Source organism: Pseudomonas sp. DWP3-1-3b3 (assembly GCF_049896305.1).
In the GTDB taxonomy this organism is placed as follows: Bacteria; Pseudomonadota; Gammaproteobacteria; order Pseudomonadales; family Pseudomonadaceae; genus Aquipseudomonas; species Aquipseudomonas azotoformans_A.
On record NZ_JAFCUA010000007.1, the window covers coordinates 60,835 to 86,980 of the forward strand.

Consider the following 26,146-nt stretch of genomic DNA (forward strand, 5'->3'; position numbering starts at 1 on the left):
TCCTTACAGGTCGCCGAAGAAGCGCTTCACACCATCGAAAAAGCCCGCAGTCTTCGGCGAGTGAGAGTCGTCACCCTCCATCGAGCTGCGGAACTCTTCAAGCAATTCGCGCTGACGGCGATTCAGGTTGACCGGCGTTTCCACCGCCACACGGCACATCAGGTCGCCAGCACCGCCACCGCGCACCGGCGCAACGCCTTTGCCACGAATACGGAACTGCTTGCCGGTCTGGGTGCCTTCAGGGATCTTGAGCTTGACTCGACCATCAAGGGTCGGAATTTCCAGCTCGCCACCCAAGGCTGCATCGACAAAACTGATCGGCACTTCACAGAACAGGTGCTTGCCATCACGCTGGAAGATCGAGTGCTCGCGCACATTGATCACCACGTACAGGTCGCCCGTCGGACCGCCTTGGGTACCGGCCTCTCCTTCACCCGACAGACGAATGCGATCACCGGTATCCACGCCCGCCGGCACTTTCACCGAAAGGGTTTTGTACTCTTCGACACGGCCTTCGCCGTGGCACGAGTCGCACGGATCGGAAATGATCTTGCCCTGGCCATGACAGCGCGGGCAGGTCTGCTGCACCGAGAAAAAGCCCTGCTGCATGCGGACCTGGCCAATACCGCCGCACGTCGGGCACGTGATGGGCGAGGAGCCCTTCTTGGCACCCGAACCATCGCACGGCTTGCAGTTGACCAGCGTCGGCACACGGATATTGACGCTGGTGCCGCGCACGGCTTCTTCCAGGTTCAATTCCAGGGTGTAGCGCAAATCGCTGCCACGCTGGGCGCCGCCACGCTGACCACCGCGGCCACCGCCGAAGAAGTCGCTGAACACGTCACCGAAGATATCGGAGAAGTTCTGACCGCCAAACCCGGCACCGCCGCCACCCATGCTCGGGTCGACACCGGCATGGCCATACTGGTCGTAGGCCGCGCGCTTGTTGGGATCAGACAGACACTCGTAGGCCTCGTTGGCCTCTTTGAACATTTCTTCGGATTCTTTGCTATCCGGATTACGGTCCGGGTGGTGCTTCATCGCCAGGCGACGGTAGGCCTTCTTCAGGTCCGCCTCGCTGGAGCCGCGCTCCACACCCAACACTTCGTAATAGTCACGCTTTGCCATAAGTCTTTGCACTCTTATAGGACGTTCAGCCAGACCCTCCTGAGCCTTGCCAAACTCGTTGAGCCCCAATACAGGCCCGGACCCAACTCACGTCAATTCAACGATCCTGGTCATTACTACTTTTAGCCAGGTACCCGGCCAAAAATGCGGTATTTACTGCTCGGAAAGCAGGAGCATTCCCGATCACACCGCCAGCATCCGAACGCTGTCGCATGCTGTAAAAATTCGCATACCCCAGACACGCCAACGCGGGAGCAAGCTCCCGCGCGGCGACATCCTACCAGTCACCGCTTGATAGCGGTCAACCGGGCGACCAACTTACTTCTGGTCTTTGACTTCTTCGAACTCGGCATCGACAACGTCGTCGTGCTTGGCTTCAGGCTCTGCCTGTTGCGCAGCACCGTCAGCTGGCTGACCTTGTTCGGCGTACATTTTCTGCGCCACTGGAGCGGAGACTTTCGACAGCTCTTCGATCTTGGCTTCGATAGCGGCCTTGTCGTCGCCTTTGACAGCGGCTTCCAGGGCAACCACAGCAGCTTCGATTGCAGTCTTCTCTTCAGCAGTCACTTTATCGCCCGCATCAGCGACCATTTTGCGTGTCGAGTGAACCAGTGCATCACCCTGGTTACGGGCGCCAGCCAGTTCAGCAAACTTGGCATCCGCATCAGCGTTGGCTTCAGCATCACGGATCATCTGTTGAATTTCTTCATCAGACAGACCGGAGTTGGCCTTGATGGTGATCTTCTGCTCTTTGCCAGTTGCCTTGTCTTTCGCGCCGACGTGCAGGATGCCGTTGGCGTCGATGTCGAAGGTCACTTCAATTTGCGGCACGCCACGTGGTGCTGGTGGAATCTCGGCCAGGTCGAACTTGCCCAGGGACTTGTTCTGAGCAGCCTGCTTACGCTCACCTTGCAGCACGTGAATGGTCACAGCGCCCTGGTTGTCATCGGCAGTCGAGAACACTTGCGATTTCTTGGTAGGAATCGTGGTGTTTTTCTCGATCAGCGCGGTCATCACGCCGCCCATGGTTTCGATACCCAAGGTCAGCGGGCTGACGTCCAGCAGCAGCACGTCTTTCACGTCGCCGGCCAATACCGCACCCTGGATAGCAGCACCCATGGCAACCGCTTCGTCCGGGTTCACGTCTTTACGTGCTTCTTTACCGAAGAACTCGGTCACTTTCTGCTGAACCAGTGGCATACGGGTCTGACCGCCCACCAGGATCACGTCGTTGATGGAACCAACGTCGATACCGGCGTCTTTCAGCGCGATGCGGCAAGGTTCGATGGTGCGCTGAACCAGGTCTTCAACCAGCGCTTCCAACTTGGCGCGAGAAATCTTCACGTTCAAGTGCTTAGGACCGGTGGCATCTGCAGTGATGTACGGCAGGTTCACGTCGGTCGACATGCTCGAGGACAGCTCGATCTTGGCTTTCTCGGCAGCTTCTTTCAGGCGCTGCATCGCCAGCGGATCACCCTTGAGGTTCATGCCGCTTTCTTTCTTGAATTCGTCAACGAGGTAATCGATCAGACGAATGTCAAAGTCCTCACCGCCCAGGAAAGTGTCACCGTTGGTGGCCAACACTTCGAACTGGTGCTCGCCGTCAACTTCAGCGATCTCGATGACCGACACGTCGAACGTACCACCACCCAGGTCATAAACGATCACGGTGTGGTCGCCTTTGGCCTTGTCCATACCGTAGGCCAGGGCCGCTGCGGTAGGTTCGTTGATGATACGTTTTACGTCCAGGCCCGCGATGCGGCCGGCGTCTTTGGTCGCCTGGCGCTGGCTGTCGTTGAAGTAGGCCGGAACGGTGATCACCGCTTCAGTCACGGTTTCACCCAGGTAGTCTTCGGCGGTCTTCTTCATCTTTTTCAAGACTTCAGCCGAGATCTGCGGTGCCGACATTTTGTTGCCATTTACTTCAACCCAGGCGTCACCGTTGTCAGCCTTGGCGATTTTGTAAGGCACCATCTTGATGTCTTTTTGTACGACTTCTTCGTCGAACTTACGACCGATCAGACGCTTTACCGCATACAGGGTGTTGTGCGGGTTGGTCACAGCCTGGCGCTTGGCCGACTGACCAACGAGGATCTCGCCATCATTTGCGTAAGCAATGATCGACGGCGTGGTGCGCGCGCCTTCGGCGTTTTCGATTACTTTGGCTTTGCCGTTTTCCATGACGGAGACACAGGAGTTGGTGGTCCCCAGGTCGATACCGATAATTTTGCCCATGATTTACTCTCCCGAAACTTGAATTTGGTTGCCGCAGCAGTGGTGGCTAACTGCGGTAGCACTTAAACGCTTGACTTATAGATGGGGGCTTTGCAGCGTATTTCAAGCCTGCTCATCAATAGAAGGCGAAACCGGTGCAGGCGCCTTGCTCACGACGACCATCGCCGGGCGCAGCAGGCGACCATTGAGCAGATAACCCTTCTGGAACGTTTTGAGCACGCTGTTCGGCTCCAGGTCATGGCTTTCCTGCATGGCCATGGCTTGGTGATGCTCAGCGTTGAACGGCTCGCCGCCTTGTGGATCGATCGCTTCCAGCTGATAACGCTTCAGGGTGTCCTGGAACATTTTCAGGGTCAGTTCGATCCCTTCGCGCATCGGGCGGATGTTTTCGTCGTCCGGGTTGGACAATTCAAGGCCACGCTCCAGGCTGTCGATGATCGGCAGCAAGTCATTGGCGAATTTTTCCAACGCGAATTTGTGAGCCTTTTCTACATCCTGCTCGGCACGGCGGCGGACGTTCTGCAGATCAGCGGCAACACGCAACGACTGGTCCTGCGCAGCGGCCAATTGCTCTTCGAGCACTTGCACACGAGTCGCCAGCTCATCGCCGACAGCCGAATTGGCGTCTGGAGTTTGCGTATCCTGCGTCTGTTCGTCAGCCATAGTTTTCTCCTTTCAAAATCATGCGCGAACTCAACTCGCGCTTCTGTTCCGGTATATGGGGCCACAATTTTCAGGTTCAAGGGCGCAGGCGTTACCAAAAGTCTTTCGACTGACCTTCATCAATTCCTGCGTGGTCATTCCTGGTTGCGCTTAAAAATATCCAGATTCAAGCAAATCGAGCTAAGCACCAGGATTGTCAGCGCCGAACAAAACACTGTATAAATAACCAGACCTAAAGCCTGGGAGCGGCCGTCATGCTCGTGCACCTGTCCGTACATAACTACGCCATCGTTGAACACCTGGATCTCGAACTGGATCGCGGGATGAGCGTAATCACAGGCGAAACCGGCGCCGGCAAGTCGATCATGCTCGACGCGCTGGGCTTGACCCTGGGTGATCGCGCCGACAGTGGCGTGGTGCGCCCCGGTGCGGACAAGGCCGACATCCTGGCCACTTTCGACCTGGCGGATATTCCCGAGGCTGAGGCCTGGCTGTCCGAGCGCGACCTTAATGATGAAGGGCCGTGCATCCTGCGCCGGGTCATCACGGCGGAAGGCCGCTCCCGCGGGTATATCAACGGTACGCCCTGCCCGCTTGGCGACTTAAAGGCCCTGGGCGAACTGTTGATCGATATCCACAGCCAGCATGAACATCAATCCCTGCTGAAAACCGACACCCATCGCCGCCTGCTTGATGAGTACGCTGGCGCCACAGACCTGGCCCGCCAGGTGCAACTCGCCGCCCAGCGCTGGCGCCAGACTCGCCAGGAGCTGGAGCGAATCTCCAACTCCGGCGATGAGCAACGTGCTCGCCACCAATTGCTCAGCTACCAACTCGAAGAGCTGGAAAGCCTGGGCCTGGGCGAAACCGAACTGGAGCAGCTTGAGCAGGAACACAAGAACCTCACCAACGCGGAAACCCTGCTGGGCATTTGCCGCCAGGTGGTGGAGCAATGCAGTGAGAGTGACTCCGGCAATGTGCTCAACGCACTGACTGCCAGCCTCAATCGCCTGTCCAGTGTGAACAGCGCCTCCGGCTCACTGAGCGAGGCCACGACCTTGCTGACCAGTGCACAGATCCAGGTTGAGGAAGCCGTCGGCGAGTTGAATCGCTTTCTGGATCACTTCGATGCCGACCCGGCGCGTCTGCAGGAAATAGAAGAACGCCTGGATACTATCTATACCCTGGCGCGCAAACATCGCATCCAGCCCACCGAAGTGGCAACGATGCAGCAAAAGCTGCTGGATGAAATCGAGACCCTGAACGCCAACGATGAATCCATCGAGCGCCTGGGCGACGAGCTTGCCTCTTTTGCTCGCCACTATCAGGAGAAGGCGCGCGAACTCAGCGATTTGCGCCAGCAAGCAGCCACGGGCCTGGCCAGCGCAGTGGAGTTGGAGATCCAACGCCTGGGCATGCCTGGCGGGCGCTTCACCATTGAATTGCGCACCAACGCCAGCAACGAATTGCAGCCCCACGGGCTTGAGCAGGTCGAGCTACTGGTCAGCGCCAACCCTGGGCAGCCGCTCAAAGCGCTGGCAAAAGTGGCCTCCGGCGGTGAGCTGTCGCGAATCAGCCTGGCCATCCAGGTGATCACTGCGCAAACGTCTCGGGTGCCGACACTGGTGTTCGACGAAGTTGATGTGGGGATTGGCGGGCCGACGGCAGAAATTGTTGGCCAGTTGTTGCGACGCCTGGGGGATAGAGGCCAGGTGCTCACGGTAACGCACTTGCCGCAAGTAGCGGCCCAGGGGCATCAGCACCTGTTTGTGCACAAGGTACGCGGCAGCGATGCAACACACACAGCCGTGTCCAAGTTGAATAAGTCGGAACGCGTTGAAGAAGTGGCGCGCATGCTCGGCGGGATCGACTTGACCAAGGAGTCGTTGGCGCACGCGAAGAAAATGGTCGTGGCGGCGAAAGCCTGATCGGATAATTTTCGCTTCTTATAGAAAGCACGAAGGCGACCCTAGGGTCGCCTTCGATCGTTTTGCAGCGTCAATCTGCAGCGCTTGTTACTTTTTCTTACGGATGTACAGGACCAGATTATGGTCAACCAGATCGAAGCCATGTTCCTCAGCAATCTTGTGCTGCAGCGCTTCGATTTCCGGGCTGGTGAACTCGATGACCTCATTGGTATCCAGGTCCACCATGTGATCGTGATGACCACCGTCAGCCAGTTCAAATACTGCATGACCGCCGTCGAAATTATGACGAACCACCAGCCCTGCGGCTTCAAACTGGGTCAGTACACGGTAAACCGTGGCCAGGCCGACGTCCTCGTTAGACTCCATCAGCGCCTTGTAGACATCCTCGGCACTCATGTGACGCTGCTCAGCAGAATCGAGCATTTGTAGAATCTTGACTCGTGGCAGAGTCACTTTGAGACCGGCTTTGCGTAGTTCGCTATTTTCAACCATGGTTAGCTTTCTCGCGGATGCTGCTTCGCAGCTTCTCTTAATACGGGTATGATCGGCGTTTACGTTGTCCCAGCCAAGATAGTGGAAGTCGCCCACCGATGCAAAACACCAAGCTCTTGCTAACCAGTTTCACCTTTGTGGGACTGCTCGCACTCGCCGGTTGTTCATTCCCCGGGGTTTACAAAATCGACATCCAGCAGGGCAATGTCGTCACGCAGGACATGATAGACCAGTTACGCCCCGGAATGACCCGACGGCAAGTGCGGTTTATCATGGGTAACCCCCTGCTGACCGACACTTTCCATGCCGATCGCTGGGATTATCTCTACAGCCTCCAGCCTGGTGGCGGTGAACGCCAACAGGAGCGCGTCAGTGTCATTTTCAATGGCAATGACCAGCTTGTCAGCCTGTCCGGTGACTTCATGCCCGGCGTGAGCCGTGATGAAGCCTTGCTCGGCAAGGACAACGGTACCAACGTCACTGCGCCTGCGCAGGAAGGCGAGAAGCCGAAATCCGAAGTGCCGGCCAAGCCAGGCTCTCTGCTCGACAAGATCCAGAAAGACGTCGATGGCGTGGAAACGGTTCCCGTCCCAACGCCACAACCTCTGGACACCAGCCCGCAGTAAGTGTGCGGCGCTCAACAAAAAGCCCGGCACGCCGGGCTTTTTGTTGCCTGCCAATTGGTGGCCGACCTATGAATTCTGTTGCTTGGCCAGCGCCGCCTTGGCTGCGCGCAACCTGCGTATTTCTTTAGGGTCTGCCAGCAAGGGACGGTAAATCTCAATGCGATCACCCGCCTGCACACAACGTACCTCAGCGTCCGCGACCACTTTGCCGAATATACCCAAAACGCAGTCAGCCAGATCCAACTCGGGGAATTGCGCTGCAATGCCTGACGCTTGCACCGCCGACCGCAGACTGGTGCCAGCCGGCACCGTCACCGCCAGCAGTACTTGGCGATCCACAGCGGCGTACACCACTTCAATCTCAACCATGCAGTTGCTTGGCTCGCTGGCAGAATGCATCCACCAGCGTATTGGCCGCCTGATTGAACAAAGGCCCCAGCGTCGCGCGCACGATAGGCCCGGCGTAATCAAAGGAAAGATCCAGGCTGATTTTGCAGGCCTTGTCCGTCAAGGCCTTGAATACCCAAACCCCGTGTAGCTGAGTGAAGGGCCCCTCCTGCAAATTCATTTCAATGGATTTCCCAGGCACCAGCACATTGCGCGTCACAAAATGCTGGCTCAGGCCACCCTTCGCGACACCGACACTGGCGACCATGTGCTCATCACTGCTTTCCAGCACCTCGGCCGTTGAGCACCACGGCAGGAATTCCGGGTAACGCGCCACGTCGTTGACCAGGTCATAGAGCGCCTGTGCCGGATAGGGCAGCAGCGCCGAACGTTGAATATGCGTCGTCATGTGTGCGTTATTTCCACTGCTGAGGCAAAACATCGCGGAAGAAGAGCCCGATCCGCGAAAGAAAAAAACCAGAGAACTGCCCGCATTGTCCGGGATTCGTCCAACACGCTCAAGCACGCAGGTTGACCGTAGCCGACAGCCTCGCAACTCCCTATAATGCCGCCCCTATGGCTAAACAAAAGAAACACCCTACAGGGACCATCGCGCAAAATAAAAAGGCGCGACACGATTACTTCATCGAACATCGGTTCGAGGCTGGTCTGGTCCTGGCCGGCTGGGAAGTAAAGAGTCTGCGTGCGAGCAAGCTGCAACTGGTCGACAGTTATGTGCTGCTCAAGGATGGCGAGGCATGGCTGCTCGGCAGTCATATTACCCCGCTGACCACTGCGAGCACCCACGTGATTGCCGATCCGGTGCGCACGCGCAAGCTGCTGCTCAATGCCCGCGAGCTGGAAAAGCTCGCTGCCGCCGTACAGCAGAAGGGCTATGCCTGCGTCTGCCTGTCCTGGTACTGGAGCAAGCACCTGGTCAAGTGCGAGATCGCCTTGGGCAAGGGCAAGAAGGAATACGACAAGCGCGATACCGAGCGTGAGCGCGACTCCAATCGCGAACTGCATCGCGCCGTGCGCAATAAGGGCAAGGAAGACTGATCCTTGCTGTGATGTAGCCTTGGGAGCCGCCCTTGGCTACATCCCCTTGCGCCGCTCCGCACGCGCCACGCGCTGAACTTCCTGACGCACTTCTTCCAAAACTTCCTGCACATACAGCAGGTGACGTGTTGAGACTTCCCGTGCCTGCTCAGCCCGCCCCTCGGTAATCGCCAGGTACAGATCCCGGTGCTGACTGATCAGCATGTCGCGGGTTTCCGTACGCTGCTGGTACATGCCACCGATGTTGGTCACCACGTTGCGCTTGAGCAGGTCGAACAGACCGCGAATGGTGTGCAGCAACACGGCGTTATGGCTGGCCTCGGCAATAGCCAAGTGAAACCGCGCATCCGCTGCGCCCTCCTCGGCCCGACTCACCTCATCGGACCGGGTGTAGCAATCCTGTAGTGCTTCGAAGGCCGCCGTAAGTCGCTCGCGATCAACCTCCGTCGCGCGCAACGCAGCGTAGTAGGCGCAAGAGGCCTCAAGGGTCTGACGAAACTCCAGCAGATCACGCTGAGCCTCGGGGTTGTTCTCCAACAGGTGCAGCAGCGGATCACTGAACGTGGAACCCAAGGATTCAGCCACGTAGTTACCACCGCCCTGGCGGCTGACGAGCAAACCTTTGGCTGACAGCTTCTGGATCGCCTCCCGCAAAGAAGGGCGCGACACCCCGAATTGCTCAGCCAACGCGCGTTCGGCCGGCAAGCGCTCGCCCGACTTCAGCGTGCCCTCAAGGATCATGCCCTCAAGCTGCTCGACGATGTCATCGGACAAACGGCGCTGACGCACCTGATCAAACCCCATCACTTATTCTCCACCATCCCGACCACGCGCCGGGCCTCTATTCTCGCCTATCGCAGCGCTTGCAGCACCTATCAGAACGCCCTCGTTTCAGCCGATCAGCGCGCCCTGCCCACCCACTTACGACCAAAGTTTCGCGGGCGGCAAATTGACACACCCCTGCCAAGGCTTTTACTCTAGCCCACAGCGATTGTAAATTGGTATTACCAATTATCCAAGCTGACCAAACAACAACAATCAGGGGCCACCCCACTATGCAAACCTGGCAACAGCTCTACAGTCCACTCGGCAGTCTCGGCCTGTCCGCATTGGCGGCCGTTATTCCGATCGTATTCTTCTTCCTGGCCTTGGCTGTGTTCCGCCTCAAAGGCCATGTGGCTGGCAGCATCACCCTGGCGCTGTCGATATTGGTAGCGATCTTCGCCTTCCAGATGCCGGTGGACATGGCACTGGCCGCCGCTGGTTATGGTTTTGCCTACGGCCTGTGGCCTATCGCGTGGATCATCGTCGCGGCGGTGTTCCTCTACAAACTCACGGTCAAAAGCGGCCAGTTCGAGATCATCCGCAGCTCGGTCCTGTCGATCACTGACGACCAACGTCTGCAAGTGCTGCTGATCGGCTTCTGCTTCGGCGCCTTCCTCGAGGGTGCGGCCGGTTTCGGTGCGCCCGTAGCGATCACCGCAGCACTGCTGGTCGGCCTGGGCTTCAACCCGCTGTATGCCGCCGGCTTGTGCCTGATTGCCAACACCGCTCCCGTGGCCTTTGGTGCGCTGGGTATCCCGATTATCGTTGCGGGCCAGGTGACCGGCATCGACGCGTTCAAGATCGGCGCCATGACCGGTCGCCAACTGCCGCTGCTGTCGCTGTTCGTGCCGTTCTGGTTGGTGTTCATGATGGACGGTGTACGCGGCGTGCGTGAAACCTGGCCGGCTGCGCTGGTCGCAGGCTTGAGCTTTGCCATCACCCAGTACTTCACGTCCAACTTTATCGGCCCGGAACTGCCGGACATCACCTCGGCCCTGGCCAGCCTGATTTCCCTGACGCTGTTCCTGAAAATCTGGCAGCCCAAACGCACTGCAGGCGCACAAATCGCTGGCGCTACTTCCAGCGCCGCAGTCACTGCCAGCGCCGGCGGTTTCGGCCTGCCACGCAACACCATCGTCTCGCCCTACAGCCTCGGGCAGATTTTCAAGGCTTGGTCGCCGTTCCTGATTCTCACCGTGCTGGTCACCATTTGGACCCTCAAGCCGTTCAAGGCGATGTTCGCTGCCGGCGGCTCGATGTACAGCTGGGTGTTCAACTTCGCGATCCCGCACCTGGATCAACTGGTGATCAAGGTCGCGCCAATCGTGACCAACCCCACCGCGATCCCGGCCGTGTTCAAACTCGACCCGATTTCGGCGACCGGCACTGCGATTTTCTTCTCTGCGCTGGTCTCGATGCTGGTACTGAAAATCGACGTAAAAACTGGTCTTACCACTTTAAAAGAGACCTTCTGCGAACTGCGCTGGCCGATCCTGTCGATTGGGATGGTGCTGGCCTTCGCCTTCGTCACCAACTACTCCGGCATGTCTTCGACCATGGCACTGGTATTGGCTGGCACTGGCGCAGCCTTCCCGTTCTTCTCGCCGTTCCTGGGTTGGCTGGGGGTTTTCCTGACGGGCTCCGACACTTCGTCCAACGCCCTGTTCAGCTCGTTGCAGGCCACCACCGCGCACCAGATCGGCGTCAATGACACCCTGCTGGTCGCTGCCAACACCAGCGGCGGCGTCACCGGCAAGATGATCTCGCCACAATCCATCGCCGTGGCGTGCGCCGCTACCGGCCTGGTGGGCAAGGAGTCCGACCTGTTCCGCTTTACCCTCAAGCACAGCTTGTTCTTTGCCACCATCGTCGGGTTGATCACCTTGGCCCAGGCCTACTGGTTCACCGGTATGCTGGTGCACTAACGACCTGCACGTAATGCCGCCGGATACGATTCCGGCGTCAGCTATTTCTGGAGGACCGATGAGCCTGCCTGCTGCTTTCCTGAGCGACGTCGCACAACTGATCCCGAAAGATCGACGTTTCGACGACCCACTTTCCACCCTCGCTTTCGGCACCGACGCCAGCTTTTACCGACTGATCCCACAACTGGTGATCCGCGTGGAGTCAGAAGACGAAGTCGTTGCCTTGCTGCAACTGGCTCAGCGCGACCACGTACCGGTGACCTTCCGCGCCGCTGGCACCAGCCTGTCCGGGCAAGCCATCAGCGATTCGGTACTGATCGTGCTGGGCGACAACTGGAATGGCCGCGAGATTCGCGGGCAAGGCACGCAAATCCGTCTGCAACCGGGTGTGATCGGTGCCCAGGCCAATGCGTGGCTGGCGCCGTTCGGGCGCAAGATCGGGCCAGACCCGGCGTCGATCAACGCCTGCAAGATCGGCGGTATCGTCGCCAACAATGCCAGCGGCATGTGCTGCGGCACCGCACAGAACACCTACCACACCCTGGCGGGCATACGCCTGGTACTGGCTGACGGCAGCCGCTTGGATACCGAAGACGCCACCAGCGTCAAAGCGTTTCGTGAACAACACGGCACGCTGCTGGAGCGGCTGGCGACATTGGGTCGCGAGACGCGGGCCAATGCCGAATTAGCAGCCAAGATTCGCCACAAGTACCGTCTGAAAAACACCACCGGGCTGTCGCTCAATGCCCTGGTGGATTTCGATGAACCGTTGGATATCCTCAGCCATCTGCTGGTGGGCTCCGAGGGCACCCTTGGGTTTATCAGCGCGGTCACCTACGACACCGTCATAGACCATCCGAACAAAGCCTCTGCGTTGATTGTGTTTCCAGATGTCGAGACCTGCTGCAACGCGGTCACCGTGCTCAAAACCCAGCCAGTCTCGGCCGTCGAGCTGCTGGACCGACGCAGCATGCGCTCGGTACAAAACAAGCCAGGCATGCCGGCTTTCGTACAGCAACTTTCGGAAAATGCCTGCGCCCTGTTGATCGAGTCCCGCGCAGCATCATCGACGTTGTTGCATGAGCAACTGGCGCTGATCATGGCCTCCCTGGCTCCATTCCCGGTAGAAAAACACGTCGACTTCACCGAAGACCCCACCGAGAACGCCCGACTGTGGGCAATCCGCAAAGACACCTTCCCTGCCGTCGGAGCCGTGCGCAAAACCGGCACCACCGTGATCATCGAAGACGTGACCTTCCCGGTTGAGCAACTGGCAATCGGCGTCAATCGCTTGATCGCGCTCTTCGACAAACATCACTACGACGAGGCGATCCTTTTCGGACACGCGCTGGAAGGTAATCTGCACTTCGTATTCACCCAAGGCTTCAACAGCGCGGAAGAAGTCACACGCTACCAAGCGTTCATGGACGACGTAGCGCAACTGGTGGCGGTGGAGTTCGGAGGTTCGCTTAAAGCCGAACACGGCACCGGGCGCAACATGGCGCCGTTCGTGGAGCTGGAATGGGGCAGCGACGCCTATCAATTGATGTGGCAACTCAAACGCCTGCTCGACCCCAACAGCATCCTCAACCCGGACGTGGTGCTCAGCGAAGACCCGCAAATCCACCTCAAGCACCTCAAGCCGCTACCCGCCGCTGATGAGCTTGTGGATAAGTGCATCGAATGCGGCTTCTGCGAACCGGTGTGCCCGTCGAAAGGCCTGACCTTGAGCCCGCGCCAGCGCATCGTGATCTGGCGCGACATTCAGGCGAAGAAACGCGCCGGTGTCGACACCACTGAGTTGGAAGCTGCATATCACTACCAGGGCATCGACACCTGCGCCGCGACCGGCCTTTGCGCCCAGCGCTGCCCTGTGGGAATCAATACCGGCGACCTGGTGAAAAAACTGCGTGGCCGAGACGCTGACCGTACAAAAACCGCCGAGTGGCTCGCCACCCACTTCTCCACCGCCCTGAAAGGCGCGCGCTTTACCCTGCATGTGGCCAATGGCGCTCGGATGCTGCTCGGCGCGCCGCGTCTGGCGAAGCTATCGGCCCGCGTGACCAAACTTTCCAAGGGGCAAATTCCGCAGTGGACCAACGCCATGCCGCAGCCGGAAAAAGCCATCCGTTTCAGCCCGGCAGTGACGGACGAACGGCCACGGGTGGTCTACCTGGCCGCCTGCGTTTCACGTGCCATGGGCCCGGCAGCGGGGGATAAAGAACAAATGTCGCTGTACGACAAAACCCGTGGCCTGCTGGAAAAAGCCGGTTACCAAGTCGTGTTCCCCGACAATCAGGACAGCCTCTGCTGCGGCCAACCCTTCGCCTCCAAAGGCTACGCCGAACAGGCCGAACACAAGCGCCAGGAGCTAATCGGCGCCTTGCTGCACGCCAGCCGTGGCGGGCTTGATCCGATCTATTGCGACACCAGCCCCTGCACCCTGCGCCTGGTGCAGGACCTGGGCGAAACGCGCCTGGACCTTTACGACCCCGTACGTTTTATCCGCACCCACCTGATGGACCGCCTCGACTTCACGCCCCAGGAAGCACCCATCGCCGTACACGTCACCTGCAGCACCCAACACCTGGGCGAAAGCCAGGCCCTGATCGACCTGGCCCGGCGCTGCTCCAACACCGTGGTCATCCCGGAAGGCATTCATTGCTGCGGGTTTGCCGGTGACAAGGGCTTCACCACGCCGGAACTCAACGCCCATTCACTGCGCACACTAAAAGAAGCGGTGCAATATTGCAGCGAAGGCATCTCCACCAGCCGCACTTGCGAGATCGGCCTGAGCCAGCACGGCGGCATTGATTATCACGGGTTGGTCTACCTGGTGGACCGCGTGACTCAGGCGCGCGTCCACTGATCCTGCAAAAAAAACAGAACCCCTGCGCGCCGGCGTAGTCATCTGCATAGGCCTCGACAAACGAGGCTCATCAGTGATGTCGCTGGCAGCCGTTGAACGCCAGCAGCGTCGAGCCCTTTTGCGCAAGGAGATACCCTATGAAGCGTTCCGCTCTTGCTGGCTTGTTCATTACCGCTGCGATGCTGGCTTCCCCTGCTTTTGCGGCGGGCGATAAAGACCTGTGCCAGATCAACCTGGACAAAATCAACAACGGTAAAGCGCTGCTTGCCACTGACACCAGCGGCAAAAGCGGCGAGATAGACACTGCAGTGTCCTCGGCCAAGGCTGCCCACGCTGCTGGGGATGACAAGAAGTGCATCGAGATCACCTCAAAGGCACTGCAAGACCTGCAGAACAGCGAAAAAGGCGGCCAGTAGCCCGATCAGTCACGGAAGGCCAACCTTCGGGTTGGCCTTCCGTGACGGTTTGGCGTACACTGCAAAGGCTTGTCACTCACTATGAAACAACGAGTTACAAGCACGGGGCCGTTTAGGATTCGACGCCGGTTGCGAAACTTTAGGTGCATGCCGAGTTGGTAACAGAACTCGTAAATCCACTGTTGCAACTTCTTATAGTTGCCAATGACGAAAACTACGGCCAGGAATTCGCTCTCGCTGCGTAAGCAGCCTTAGCCCTGAGCTTCTGGTACCTTCGGGTCCAGCAATCACCAGGGGATGTCTGTAAACCCAAAGTGATTGTCATATAGAACAGAATCGCCGTGCAGTACGTTGTGGACGAAGCGGCTAAAACTTACACAACTCGCCCAAAGCACCCTGCCCTTCGGGTCGCTGAGGGTTAACTTAATAGAAACGGCTACGCATGTAGTACCGACAGCGGAGTACTGGCGGACGGGGGTTCAAATCCCCCCGGCTCCACCACTTCATCATCTAAAGACGTCCACGGACGTCTTTTTTTGTGCCTGTAATCCAGTAAATACGGGGATTTCAGGTCCAACAGGGTCCGATGATATCTGAGCACATCCTACAATTCGTGTATTCCACGTGGTATTCCAAGCCTACGACAGATGTTTTTTGGAATACACGCAGTATCGGAGATTCTCATGAGCGCCCACGCCACTCGGCTTTCAGACGTCAAAGTCGCAGCAAAACCAAAGGAAAAAGACTACATCCTTACTGATGGCGACGGCCTCCAGATGAGAGTGAGGGCTAATGGCTCAAAGCTCGGGAATTTTAACTACATTCACCCAATCACTAAAAAGCGGATCAATATGGGCCTTGGTACGTTTCCGGAGGTGAGCTTGGCTCAAGCTAGAAAACAGACGGTAGAAGCCAGGGAGCTGGTGGCGCAAGGACTTGATCCGAAAGCGAAGCGTGAAGAGGATCGGCAAACGTTAACAGCGACTACAGAACATACCCTTAAAAACGTAGCCACCGCTTGGTTCGAGCTTAAGAAAGACTCGGTTACTATTGCTTATGCTGAAGGGCATACCTAGTAAAAGTGCATGTCCTCCCCTTCTTGCTGATCAAACCGTCACCTGCCTCAGCCGTTTACTGCCCCAATCGAGCTCAAACGCATCCAGCGTCAAATCCATCAGCCCCATTGCCTCATGGCCAGCGTGAATAGCACACTGCCTACACAGTCTGAAAACTTCAATATGGCCTTACTGAACCTTGAGCGCGATGCTACACACCGTGGGCCCAAAGCTGTCAGTAAGCGTCTATAGCAGAAGTGGTGATTCATTTTGTACAGGTCTTTTCATAATATCTTGACGTTCGGCAACCCGCCGACACACAACGTCATAAACAATTTCCGCGATTTTGTTTGCCAATAAAGGCGGTACCGCATTGCCCACTTGGTGGTACTGCTGGGTTCGATTCCCTTCGAAATAATAGTTATCTGGGAACGTCTGAAGCCGCGCGGCCTCGCGAACGGTCAAGCTACGACATTGCGCAGGGTCGTAATGAATAAAGTAGTGACCGTCCTTCGAGATATGACTGGTGATAGTCGTTGCCGGGAGCTCCGCGAGCTGCACCCTAAAGCGGTCAATGAATTTACCGCTTTCCCAATTCTTGTGAGCGGGAGCAAGGCCAGGTAGTGAAAATTGTTGATGGCCCTTTGGCGAATACTTGTTGTGCTCAGCGAAGGTGCTTGCAAAAGCGTATCGCCGCAGGTCGGACTGCATATGTCCGCGTGCATCGTGGCTCATCCAGTATTTGATATTGGCGTCTTGGTACCAGGCATCAAGGGTGGGTATACCCGTGTTGCCTAAACCTTGTTCCTTAGGCACTCGCTGACTGCCAGAACTCTGAGGCGCATTGAAAAGTGCTTGACGAGTAGCTCGCAGAGGCGCAATCAGTTTGCCATTTTCCATTTCCGCGTGACGCAGTAAATCGTCTACTTCGTCGGCAACCGCCCGGTACCAATCTTCTTGGGAGTCCGAACGCCGCGACAGCTTGCTTCTAAGCTTGGGCAGGCCGCCGATGGCTTGTCTGACCGATACCGGATCGGCTGTTTTCAGGAGGTCATGAAATGGGGTATTACCGTACTCGTCGAGCGCTATTCCCAGAAGAATGACTCGATGGCGAGCTTGTGGAATCCCGTATTTTTCTGCTTCGATGATAAAAGACTTCGGGTTTACCCTGCCGATGCAATCAGCAGAGCTGATCGACTCTTCGGAAACCAGAGAACAGATCTTGTATTTCTGCCCGCCCTCTACATGATCCAATGCTTGGGTAGGGTCCACTAGGTCTCTGAGAATCTGCGCAAAGATCCCTTCACCCCCAACCTTGGAAGACAATATCCCTTTGACATTTTCCATGACAAAAACAGTAGGGCGATAATTCTTGATGATGCGCAGATAATCTTTATACAGAAAATGCCGATGATCATTCTCAGCGACATAACCCTGCTTGCCTTGATTTCTAGCCCGACCAACGATTGAATACGCTTGGCATGGAGGGCCGCCTATGAGGACCCAGGGACGTCCATCTTTATTCAATCTGGCGTCGATGAGCTCATTTAGCTCAGAGTCGCCCTCCTCCGACCCTAGGGTGATCTGCCGTGCTTCCTCCTCGGCTCGAGTCCAGAAATCTCTCGTTTCAGGAGTGAAAGGCTCTGCGGCCTCACCATTGCAGTACCGGTAGTAGTCCTGAAGCCCTTTGGGATACTCGCGCTTGAGCAAGCGATAGAAGGCACGCAGTTTAAGTGTCTTCCTGGCTACAGGGTCCATTTCGGCGGAAACGATGATGTCGAATCGATTGCCATCACCTGAGGATGAAAAACCCTCACCCAGTCCGCCAGGGCCAGCGAAAAGGTCAACGATTTGGATAGCGTCCTCAACTGCAACAGCTGGCTCGGCGGTCGCCCTCGGCGGGAAAAGAGTGTTCTGGTATTGAGTCATGGGCTCATCAGTCAAGGAAACAGGAATGGCAACAGCGTAGTTAGCCGAGCAGCAATACTCTACCAGGATTGGCCCACCAGCGCAGCTTTAGCCGCGCTCACGACGATTGCCAACTAAAAGTTTTTCGGCGGAAATGACAATCTCAAATTATGGTCCATACGCAGCAAAATCGTTGTCCACCCCTCCGCGCCCAGCAAGAAAGTCAACGATTTATAGGCCTAGGGAGCGCTAGCGCAGTTGAAAGGTCATAACTTCAGCAAGAGCAAGCACATCTGGAGGGTGATCGGTGGACGTAGTCAGCAAAGAAGTCAGATCTCGCATGATGGCCAGCATCCGCGGCAGCAATACAATCCCAGAGATGAAGGTTCGAAAGCTGCTGCACAGTCATGGCTTCAGGTATCGATTGCACTCACGACAGCTTCCGGGTCGCCCCGACGTGGTGTTACCTCGGTACCGCCTCTGCTTATTCATTCATGGCTGCTTCTGGCACAGGCACCCCGGATGCCGGTACGCGACCAATCCCAAGTCTCGCGAAGATTTCTGGCGCGCAAAGTTCGAGCAGAACGTGAAGCGAGATATAAGAAACAGGGACGAACTGCTGCAACAGGGTTGGCGCGTCTTCGAACTCTGGGAGTGCGGAATCCGCAGACCGGAAGCAGAGATCCAATGGCTTCTGGAGGCCGTGCCGGATTGCGATCAACGTTATATTTCCTGGCCCGCTTTCCATACCGAGCCGTTCAGCTGACCGGGGCGCTCGGGCTACCGGGCCGGCAATTCCGAGCCTCCATCGAACCGTTACGCAACCTGAGTCAATCTCTGTAGCAGCTTGGACTTTAGACCAGAAAGATCAACGCTGTATTCGAACTGAACAACGCCTGCGGGTAACACCCCACCTATGAAACTTGCAGGCGTTATCCGGGGAAAACTGTCATCAACCGAATAGGACAGTGCCTCGAGCAGGTTGTATGCTTCTTTTCGTGCCGAACATCCTGCCTCCATGCCGAGACGCCGTAATGCTCCTTCCAGCACGGCGGCATCGATGCCGAGAGCAACGAGACGATCGCAAACGAGATCAATCGACAGACCTTCATCGACCGGCTCAAACCTGAAGTGAATCAGTTGTAGCGGCTTACCCGATGAGGCGGCCAGCTGGAACTGCCCGGAAATGTTGATCACGCTCCCGTAACGGCTGATCGTCGACTTGACTTCGTAGTCGGTCGTTGGAGTTCTAATGTCAACTACGCCGCCGAAAGGGCCGCTCCACTCATAGGAGACCCCTCCTATAACCAGCGTCTCCAAAGCCAGCAGTTCAGCGAGCACGTCATAGCCATGCTTGTCGACCAGCGCATTCCCCAGCAGGTGCCGCCACCTTTCCCACCAAACCAGAGGATCAGCCAGCAACGCTTGCCGTACCGCGGCGCCGGACTCGACGCTGACCATATGCTCGCAGATAACCCCGAACTCGTTGCGGAGCCATTCAATGGACGACTCCAACCGCAGGAAGCGTCTCTGATGTCCCGCGATCACCCGCTCCACTGTCCGGAGTTTGGCGCCAGCGAACACTTCCGAGATCTCCAAGGGGGCGGAGCACTCAACGGCAACGCCGAACCAGTCGCCTTCACGAAATACCCACGCAGGGCAGGCTGCTGGCATCGCCTTGATGGGCAACATCCGCCCGCTCTGGTCAAGGTTGGCAAAGCCTCCCTGAATCTCTTTCAACAAGTCAGTCATGATCGCGATTAATACCAATAGGGGCGCATCCTACATCCGCAAACAGTGCATCGACGTAGCCGAACAAACCGCCTTCGCAGAAAACGGGTTCCTTGAGCACGATCTGCGCCGTATTGAGCTTCATGATTGCCCTGAACTGTTCCTGGGAAGGTTTACGCAGCAATCGCATCCTGAAAATCAAGCGCGTCAGATCAATCCTGAAACCGCCCTTGCCTGGGCGCTCAACCAGTTGTACGACCGTATCGGTAGTCACGCTCTCCAACACCTTTCGAGTGTTTTCCTCGGTGCCCTGCCACGTTAGATGAACGGTCCACCACAACGCCCGTAACCAGATGCGGCTTCGGCCTTTCCAGTAACGCACGGGTGGTGCGCTGTCCCAACGATTTTTCACCAGATCAGGCAGTACACGCAGGGATAAATAGCGCCACCAGCCGTCATCAGCGGCGGTGCGAATGTCCATACCAGCCTCTCCCAAGACCTGGTACAGGGCAAGGCCAACTTTCATGTCATAGACGCCAGGGCCTGAGGCGTTGCTTCTGGCAATGGGGTCATACATCGACACAATGGCAAAGAGTTTGCGGCGTACCTCTTCCATTTCCGGACTGGAAGCTTCATGGAGAAATGAACCACTTTTGACCATCTCGTCAAAGTGGCGCTGCGACAGTTTGAGATTCAGTGTCGGGAAGCTCATACCGCGTTCTCCAGTGCCCGAATCCGCCGATCAAGCCAGCATTGGGTGGATATGAACAATTCCGGAAGCGAGGCTGTATTCAGATCACCCATTCGAATGAACGTATGCACTGCATCCGCAATACTCGCAATACCTTCATCGGTATCGAGCGTGTCCTGATATGTATCGAATTGTGCCCCCATGTCTGCTTTGACCTGCGCAATGACCAGGGCGAGCCATGCTGCGAACACCTGGCGCATTAACGGCGACTGCTCGATATTCAGCGCCCGACGGTCGCGCAACTGCTCAAAATGCGGGTGGGCATTGTTGAGTACCAGAGCGACATAGTCGCTTGAGAATGGCTCATCCTGCGGATCGCTCCAGCAAGCTTTTAACTCCCACAGTGGTCCGTCTGCACCAAGGGACTCCTCCACCACAGGGAAAAGGGAGCCGTCACCGTCGATGATGATTTCGATCGGTTGTGCCAAAGGCCCCAGTCGTGCACCTGGGTGATGCGCAAATCCGGGAACGAACTCTGCTTTGGATTGGCCTAGAAACGCCTGAACAGATAGAAAACCGCTCCCTCTGACGGTCCCGGGCTCCAGTTCGATGTTGAGCATCACACCGCCGCCTGCTTCTTCGTGACGCAGGCCATGAACGGGCCCAAGCATTCTCCAGCAGGAGTCTGCCGATGCCCATTCCAGTGCCAGCAACACTTCAGCGTCGCTGTTCGCCACCCCCTCAGGACCGAAGATAGCTTCCAGAAGCGGAGCACGCTCGATCAAGGATTGAACAATCAAGGGATGTTCGGCCGGATTCCAGTCACTGTCCTTGCCCAAAGCGTATTGATCGCCACTCACCTCCGTCGCCCCCGGATCAAGGCCATCATGTGACCGGAAAACAAAGAGCACTTCCGAATCGCTTGCGCCGCCGAGTGGCGCATTCAGCATTCGATATAGCGGCAATCGAGTACTCATTGCGCGGCTCCATTGGAATCCGAAATCCGCACACCAACCACCGGCCGCAACAACTTGCCACCAGGTTCATTTATCCTGACGTGAAGTTCCCCCTCCAGCACCAGCCCCGGTTGAACAAACGCAGTATCGACCGTGAGCCTGACACAGGTTCCGTCGCCCATTTCCGTGCACTTTACAGAAGGGATCGCACTGCTAATTAGGGGTGATTCCAATCGAAACGGAAACGTGCCGAGCCCGTTCACAATCCATCCCTCTAAGGGGATCGGCCCGGATTCGGAGTCCACGGAAACGGTGATTTCTCTGGGTATGTCTGGCTGCACAAGCCCCCACCTCAAGCACCATTTCATGACAATGGCGGATGCCGCATACTTGACTTCGGTTATTTCCAGTTCAGGCGAAGCCGCCGCCCCTTTTCTGGAACCTTGGCCGATGGACGGAGGCGGCACCGCTTTGCCAAACCGCCCATCCCCGCCAAATCCACGGCTGGGCAGCACGAGTTCGGCCAATTTGCGTGACATACGCATCGAAGGTTTGACGGTTACGCTGGGCTGGGACGGTACGCCGAAATCCTTCAGGATTCGGCCACACTGGCCACGAATCTTTTCAACCACTCGCCCTCCGTTCACGTCCACCCACGAGGCATGGTCCGCACGCTCGCAGCTTCTTAGATAACCTTCAAGATTCTGTATGTTCGAGCGCAACCCTCGGGCTGCGGATGGCTGGAGCTCCTGTGCCGAATCTGGAACAAAAAGCGCCACTACATATCGGCCGTCTGCAAAACCGGAGAACCCACCGGCCCAGCCTCGCGAATCGATACTGTCTTCCCAACAGATGTTCATTCCAGGCGAACGCATGAATGTTACTATCGGTCGATGGGGAGCGCCGCTGCCTGGCTTGGAGAAGATGCAGGTTTCCGGGCTGGGGGCGTTGTCTGGCGCCTCCATCTGCAATTGACGTGAGGTCAACGCCACGCCAAGCAGCCAGCCCGCGTGACCGGAGGCCACGAACTCACCTCGCAACTGGATAGCTTTGCAAAGCACCTCATCGCTCTTGATACCTCTGGCCGTCAAATAATCTGCCTCTTCAGGCACCTCTCCTATTGCGCGGTCATACAAGCACTGACTGGCCCGGAATATCGGCAACATATCCCCGCTGGCTATCTCCATGCCGTTAACCGAAGCACTCAGGTATCTACCACTGGCGAAGTAGGGGTTATCCAGGCGCGCACTGAACCAGCGCTGGATCGCAACATTTACGTAATCTTCGTAACTACTGTGCCACCACGGTGCCGGCCCGTCCTCATGGTCGAAGACGGGCAGCAGGTTTTCTTTGAGCAATGGGATGATGATTGCCGTGCCGGTTGTTTTACCGCTGAACGGCTGGGCACCCAATGCCTTCAGGATATTGTGGATGTACTCCGGCGCCGTGATTGCCTGCAGTCGATCATTCTCCCCCCACCAAGCAATGCCGGTTTGCGTGGTGACCTGCAAGCGGTCGACACGGTTTTCATCTTCGACCAGCGAAGCCACCAGCCGCTCTTCATATCCTTCTGAGGTCTCGATCCGGCTGTAGTATATGACGAGGCCTGCCCCCATGCGGAAGTAACAGGTCTTGCCCAATCCCCACGAACCGCCCGCACTATCATCAGTGCGAGTCCGGCCGATTTCGAACACGAGCTTCAGGAAATTGCCATGTTGACCATTGGCTAACACGCTGTCGAAGGTCATCGGCCCGGTCAGCCCCTCGGTACCTGAGTCACGGATCTCAAGCAGTTTCGGCGTACGTGGATAGCGTTTTCCGAGCATCTGCAGGTTCAGCCCTTCACTGAAGATGGAGGCGATGGCCTCCAGAGAATGCTCGCGGATATGGAAATCCACTGACACCGGCAGTTCCTGATTATCTTTGCGCCCTGCGTCGAGCGCGTTCTGAACGGATTCGCGTACCAGCAAGTCCAACAATGGCGTTTCTTCATTCTGCAGCGCGCGAAGCAGGAACGCACCGGACTCCTGCATGGGCTGCAGTGGGAGGCTGTAATACTTCATGGATCAGATCGCGCCTACCGTTTCTTCAAGATTATTTTCCGATGGCGCGAAGGTCTCCGGAATATTGACTGTCACGTGAGTGACATAGCTTTTCTGCTTGCCTTGCGAACCCGGCAGATAAAGGCTGATACCTACGATGTGCGCTTTGGCATTAAGCGATTGCCTCTCTCGGCGCGGCGCACGGGCGACCTTTGTAGAAGGTTCATAGGGGCTGTCTTTGTCGATGAGATAGATCAGCAGTTGAGGTACTGTTCCGACACCACCTTTGTCGCGCTCCTCTGCCACTTGGAAATTACTAGACCCCGGCTTCGGAAGACCAACCTCTTGAAGCGCATAGGCATCCGCCAGCAAGTCCTTCGGATCTCGCAGCGTACCAATGGACACACCATCATCCGAACGCTTATCGGCGAAGCGGCTACGGTTGATCCGGCCAATAGTCTCGCCGGAAATCTCCCAGCTATTTTCCGGTTTCGGTGTGTTGCCCGCCACTACGACATTCCACTCCGTATAGCCAGCGTCTCTATTGTGCTCACCGAGCCATGTCAAAAAAGCTGGCATGTCGGAGAAGAACTGATTACCGGGATGAAACGAGAGGTCCGCAAGATATCTGACTACCTGACCGACGTCGACATTACGCCAGACGAGGCTATTGGCCCCCTTCAATTCGGTTTTTTTGAGGTTGGTACCTGCCGAGCTCAGAAATTTCTCTGTACACAACAAATTGTTATTGAGCACCGCAGCAGCATCATCGCCGTCATGAAAAACGGTTGTTTGCCGATTGATTCCCGAAAAGTCGAATTTCGCCTTGATCGCGCGCTGCATCCTGTTCGCACCTGTCGGGCGAAGCCATGCGAGCCGAGCATGGACACGGACCCGAGGCCCGAACTCTTCAGGCTTGGCACCGGCATGCATGAAGCGCTGTAGATCGTCACGAAGTTCCTCTTCCGCGACGGTCATGAACTCGTACTTTTCTCTCGTATCATCGGACATCCACACGCGAGGCAACAGTTCATAGCCTCTGCGGTAACCAAACCAGCGCCCCATCTGCATCAGGGAATCTGCCTGCGCCGAGCCACGCAGGAAGAATGTGCTGACGAGGTTTTCAATCGTCAGCCCGCGAGAAAGAGTGCCACCGCCGATAACGATAAACGCTGTGCAGTAATTCAGAGCGTGCTCAGCGTCAGGGTAGAATAGCCGCCTGACCTCGTTCTCATCAGTCACACCGTTATTGGCACAGTTATCAACACAGATATGGATGCCCTGGTGGTATGTCCGTTGCAAATCCGCATCCAGCTGGATAGCTGTCACCGCATCCAGCAGTGTCCGCACTTCTGCAAAAAAATAGTCAAACGCCGGGAGTTCACGAAGCTCGGAGAGCCGGCCATAGTCAGGGAAACGGTCGGCAAACTGCGCACCATCGAGTTGTGACGAAACGTTGTCCCACACGGGCCTGAACGTAGCGGCCAACTGATCATCAGCGTACTTCGACCACGCTTGGAGCGCTGCCTGCACGGCTTTGCTCATGTACTCATGATCAAGCTGCCTCGCACTTGTATGGATCAACATGCTCACAGGCTTTGCAGCGCCGGACAATCGCATTACGGCTACACAGCACAGGTACCAGATCAGGCTTTCTTGCAGCGCGTGAGGCAGTGTCAAGTCTTCCCCTCGGTGAAGGCTACCCACCTGTTCCACGTCTTTTGTAGAGACTTCACGAACGATTCCAAGCGGCTCTTTATCATGTTCGGCGTAACCGAAAATCTGCACGGGCCCGAAATGTTCGTCCGCCTGCGGCAGCGCTGCAATGAAATCCGAAGGGTAAAGCGTCTCTCCTGGTCCTTCATTGAGAAAGTTGGCGGAGGGTGTGGCGGTGAACGCAACGTAGTTCACACATTGCAGAGGCAAACTGATCAATTGAAGGATGAGTTTGTTGATGGCCGTTCGCTCAGCCTTCGAAACGTCATTTGAATTGATGCCCGCTTGATCCGCCTCGTCATCAATCACCACGAGCCGCATCTGCGACATCCCCAGCGGGTGCGCTTTGATCCACGCAATGAGATGCTTCAACCGAGCCGGGTTCTTCAGGCAAACAACAAGGTGGCGGTCTCTTCGGCCAGCGTCGAACTGCATGTCCTGCGCACGGGCACCATAAGGACTGTTCTTCGATGGATGCTCGATCGCCTTCCAACTGACGTTACCATCATGCTGGAACAGATCGCCGACCAGACGCTTATTGGTTTGTACCCGAAGGTTCTCAAGGGTGCCGGTGAGCACGACGAACAGGTTCCATCTATAGTCGGCTGCCATGGAAATCAGGCCCGCCATGTTGGCCGTCTTGCCGGATTGTACATGTCCGACCACCAATCCTTTTACAGGCATGCGATCTTGGGTGGTCTGCCGCAGATGCCGAAGGACGCGCACCGCAGACTTTTGAATATTATCGACCGAGGCTTGCTTCCAGCCCTGCGCGATCAGGTGTTTTCTGTAGAGCTGCCATGCACTTCGCGCGTCTTGCGGCACTGCCATACCAGGCTCGGCTTCTTCCGCCCCAACAACAATTAAGGGTCTTGCCGCGGCGACAGATTGCTGCTCGGCCTGTTCCTTGTGCCGAACGATCTTCTGCCAACATTCAAGGCGCTCTTGCGGGCTATTGCCCAGTGAAGGCCAGTCGTCCATTTGCTCCTGCAACAGGAACCAGTCGTTGGCCTTCTCAAGTGACTGTTCCGTCCGGCCGAGTCTGGCGATATCTTCCCAACTCCAGCTTTTAAGGCGCCGTCCATCAATGAACGCACGACATTTATCGTACGCTGGGTTGATACTGTAATCAGCCATTAGCATCCCTACTGTATTCGGAAGACAACTCGAAGCAGGAACATCCCTACACTCAAGTCAAGGCTAAGGATAGTGGCACAGAGCCGGTCACCTTACAAAACCCGGCTGCTAGAAAGTGGTGAATTACGAGGTTTCTAGAGAATCCGGGGCGATTCAAAATGAAGCGAACGGCAAGTCGCAGGGGGAAACAGCAATCAGATTTTAATCAGAACCGAATATAATGGCAGGCCAATTCAAGCCGTTTGCGAAGTGAAATGGACTCAGTATTCCAAAAGGCATTCCAATACTCGCAAAAAACTAAAAATATATACAAATCAATATATTATTGAGCCGGTTCAGATTACCCCGGCCACCAAT

At 56.7% G+C, this 26,146-nt stretch carries 20 protein-coding genes, 1 other RNA gene and 1 pseudogene; 9 read left to right on the top strand and 13 right to left on the bottom strand.

Translation table 11 applies throughout. The annotated features are described in order from the left end of the window. Positions 1 to 3: 3 nt before the first annotated feature. The 3 genes from dnaJ to grpE form a co-directional block, all read right to left on the bottom strand. The gene (dnaJ, locus tag ACP7BX_RS21160; RefSeq protein ID WP_016976814.1) at positions 4 to 1,128 is read right to left on the bottom strand and encodes a molecular chaperone DnaJ; all 1,125 of its coding nucleotides are present in this window, start codon (positions 1,126 to 1,128) and stop codon (positions 4 to 6) included. Between the two features lie 318 nt (positions 1,129 to 1,446). Beyond that, positions 1,447 to 3,363, bottom strand: coding sequence for a molecular chaperone DnaK (dnaK, locus tag ACP7BX_RS21165; RefSeq protein WP_025857104.1), 1,917 nt, complete (start codon positions 3,361 to 3,363; stop codon positions 1,447 to 1,449). Positions 3,364 to 3,465: 102 nt separating this feature from the next. Then, on the bottom strand, positions 3,466 to 4,026 hold the full coding sequence (gene grpE / locus ACP7BX_RS21170) for a nucleotide exchange factor GrpE (protein WP_016976812.1): 561 nt from the start codon (positions 4,024 to 4,026) through the stop codon (positions 3,466 to 3,468). 254 nt (positions 4,027 to 4,280) lie between these two features. On the opposite strand from grpE, the gene recN reads away from it, so the two are divergent. After that, positions 4,281 to 5,954: a DNA repair protein RecN gene (gene recN / locus ACP7BX_RS21175; protein WP_426130045.1), complete on the top strand. Its 1,674-nt coding sequence runs from the start codon at positions 4,281 to 4,283 to the stop codon at positions 5,952 to 5,954. Positions 5,955 to 6,041: 87 nt separating this feature from the next. Here the strand turns inward: recN and fur are convergent, their stop codons facing one another. Next, the gene (fur, locus tag ACP7BX_RS21180; protein WP_003194220.1) at positions 6,042 to 6,446 is read right to left on the bottom strand and encodes a ferric iron uptake transcriptional regulator; all 405 of its coding nucleotides are present in this window, start codon (positions 6,444 to 6,446) and stop codon (positions 6,042 to 6,044) included. 98 nt (positions 6,447 to 6,544) lie between these two features. Between fur and ACP7BX_RS21185 the strand changes: the two genes are divergently transcribed. After that, positions 6,545 to 7,072 (top strand): outer membrane protein assembly factor BamE, encoded by a 528-nt coding sequence (locus ACP7BX_RS21185; protein ID WP_016976810.1) that lies wholly within the window; start codon positions 6,545 to 6,547, stop codon positions 7,070 to 7,072. 66 nt (positions 7,073 to 7,138) lie between these two features. On the opposite strand, the gene ACP7BX_RS21190 is transcribed toward ACP7BX_RS21185, so the two are convergent. Continuing rightward, entirely contained in the window at positions 7,139 to 7,441 is a 303-nt protein-coding gene (locus tag ACP7BX_RS21190) for an RnfH family protein (protein ID WP_269132054.1), read from the bottom strand. Next, the gene (locus tag ACP7BX_RS21195; RefSeq protein WP_005791512.1) at positions 7,434 to 7,868 is read right to left on the bottom strand and encodes a type II toxin-antitoxin system RatA family toxin; all 435 of its coding nucleotides are present in this window, start codon (positions 7,866 to 7,868) and stop codon (positions 7,434 to 7,436) included. Before ACP7BX_RS21195 ends, ACP7BX_RS21190 begins: the two co-directional genes overlap by 8 nt. 167 nt (positions 7,869 to 8,035) lie before the next feature. Between ACP7BX_RS21195 and smpB the strand changes: the two genes are divergently transcribed. After that, on the top strand, positions 8,036 to 8,518 hold the full coding sequence (smpB, locus tag ACP7BX_RS21200) for an SsrA-binding protein SmpB (RefSeq protein WP_005791513.1): 483 nt from the start codon (positions 8,036 to 8,038) through the stop codon (positions 8,516 to 8,518). A 36-nt stretch (positions 8,519 to 8,554) separates the two neighbouring features. On the opposite strand, the gene ACP7BX_RS21205 is transcribed toward smpB, so the two are convergent. Then, complete coding sequence (locus ACP7BX_RS21205; RefSeq protein WP_426130042.1) at positions 8,555 to 9,322, bottom strand: GntR family transcriptional regulator; 768 nt, start codon at positions 9,320 to 9,322, stop codon at positions 8,555 to 8,557. 251 nt (positions 9,323 to 9,573) lie between these two features. On the opposite strand from ACP7BX_RS21205, the gene ACP7BX_RS21210 reads away from it, so the two are divergent. From ACP7BX_RS21210 to ACP7BX_RS21230, 5 genes and pseudogenes are all read left to right on the top strand, one after another. Beyond that, positions 9,574 to 11,268 carry a lactate permease LctP family transporter gene (locus ACP7BX_RS21210; RefSeq protein WP_426130040.1) on the top strand — a complete coding sequence of 565 codons (1,695 nt, stop codon included), beginning with the start codon at positions 9,574 to 9,576 and terminating at the stop codon, positions 11,266 to 11,268. A gap of 58 nt (positions 11,269 to 11,326) precedes the next feature. Beyond that, the gene (locus ACP7BX_RS21215) at positions 11,327 to 14,137 is read left to right on the top strand and encodes an FAD-binding and (Fe-S)-binding domain-containing protein (protein ID WP_426130038.1); all 2,811 of its coding nucleotides are present in this window, start codon (positions 11,327 to 11,329) and stop codon (positions 14,135 to 14,137) included. A gap of 137 nt (positions 14,138 to 14,274) precedes the next feature. Then, on the top strand, positions 14,275 to 14,553 hold the full coding sequence (locus tag ACP7BX_RS21220; RefSeq protein ID WP_033898249.1) for a hypothetical protein: 279 nt from the start codon (positions 14,275 to 14,277) through the stop codon (positions 14,551 to 14,553). A gap of 104 nt (positions 14,554 to 14,657) precedes the next feature. Then, positions 14,658 to 15,054: a transfer-messenger RNA gene (gene ssrA / locus ACP7BX_RS21225) on the top strand. A gap of 182 nt (positions 15,055 to 15,236) precedes the next feature. Further along, positions 15,237 to 15,617, top strand: a pseudogene (locus ACP7BX_RS21230) (integrase arm-type DNA-binding domain-containing protein); the annotation flags it as partial. A 237-nt stretch (positions 15,618 to 15,854) separates the two neighbouring features. On the opposite strand, the gene ACP7BX_RS21235 reads toward ACP7BX_RS21230, so the two are convergent. Next, the gene (locus ACP7BX_RS21235; protein WP_426130036.1) at positions 15,855 to 17,537 is read right to left on the bottom strand and encodes a DNA cytosine methyltransferase; all 1,683 of its coding nucleotides are present in this window, start codon (positions 17,535 to 17,537) and stop codon (positions 15,855 to 15,857) included. Between the two features lie 322 nt (positions 17,538 to 17,859). Here ACP7BX_RS21235 and ACP7BX_RS21240 point away from each other — a divergent pair, with 322 nt between their 5' ends. Next, positions 17,860 to 18,282 carry a very short patch repair endonuclease gene (locus tag ACP7BX_RS21240; protein WP_426160666.1) on the top strand — a complete coding sequence of 141 codons (423 nt, stop codon included), beginning with the start codon at positions 17,860 to 17,862 and terminating at the stop codon, positions 18,280 to 18,282. A gap of 50 nt (positions 18,283 to 18,332) precedes the next feature. Here ACP7BX_RS21240 and ACP7BX_RS21245 read toward each other — a convergent pair whose 3' ends face one another. The 5 genes from ACP7BX_RS21245 to ACP7BX_RS21265 are packed head-to-tail and all read right to left on the bottom strand — an operon-like array spanning position 18,333 to position 25,789. Continuing rightward, entirely contained in the window at positions 18,333 to 19,268 is a 936-nt protein-coding gene (locus ACP7BX_RS21245; protein ID WP_426130032.1) for a PD-(D/E)XK motif protein, read from the bottom strand. Continuing rightward, the gene (locus tag ACP7BX_RS21250) at positions 19,261 to 19,959 is read right to left on the bottom strand and encodes a hypothetical protein (protein WP_426130030.1); all 699 of its coding nucleotides are present in this window, start codon (positions 19,957 to 19,959) and stop codon (positions 19,261 to 19,263) included. Before ACP7BX_RS21250 ends, ACP7BX_RS21245 begins: the two co-directional genes overlap by 8 nt. After that, positions 19,956 to 20,915 (bottom strand): hypothetical protein, encoded by a 960-nt coding sequence (locus ACP7BX_RS21255; protein WP_426130028.1) that lies wholly within the window; start codon positions 20,913 to 20,915, stop codon positions 19,956 to 19,958. The genes ACP7BX_RS21250 and ACP7BX_RS21255 overlap by 4 nt, the downstream gene beginning before the upstream one ends. After that, positions 20,912 to 22,957 (bottom strand): hypothetical protein, encoded by a 2,046-nt coding sequence (locus tag ACP7BX_RS21260; RefSeq protein ID WP_426130026.1) that lies wholly within the window; start codon positions 22,955 to 22,957, stop codon positions 20,912 to 20,914. Before ACP7BX_RS21260 ends, ACP7BX_RS21255 begins: the two co-directional genes overlap by 4 nt. Before the next feature lie 3 nt (positions 22,958 to 22,960). Further along, positions 22,961 to 25,789 (bottom strand): Z1 domain-containing protein, encoded by a 2,829-nt coding sequence (locus ACP7BX_RS21265; RefSeq protein ID WP_426130024.1) that lies wholly within the window; start codon positions 25,787 to 25,789, stop codon positions 22,961 to 22,963. Positions 25,790 to 26,146: the final 357 nt, after the last annotated feature.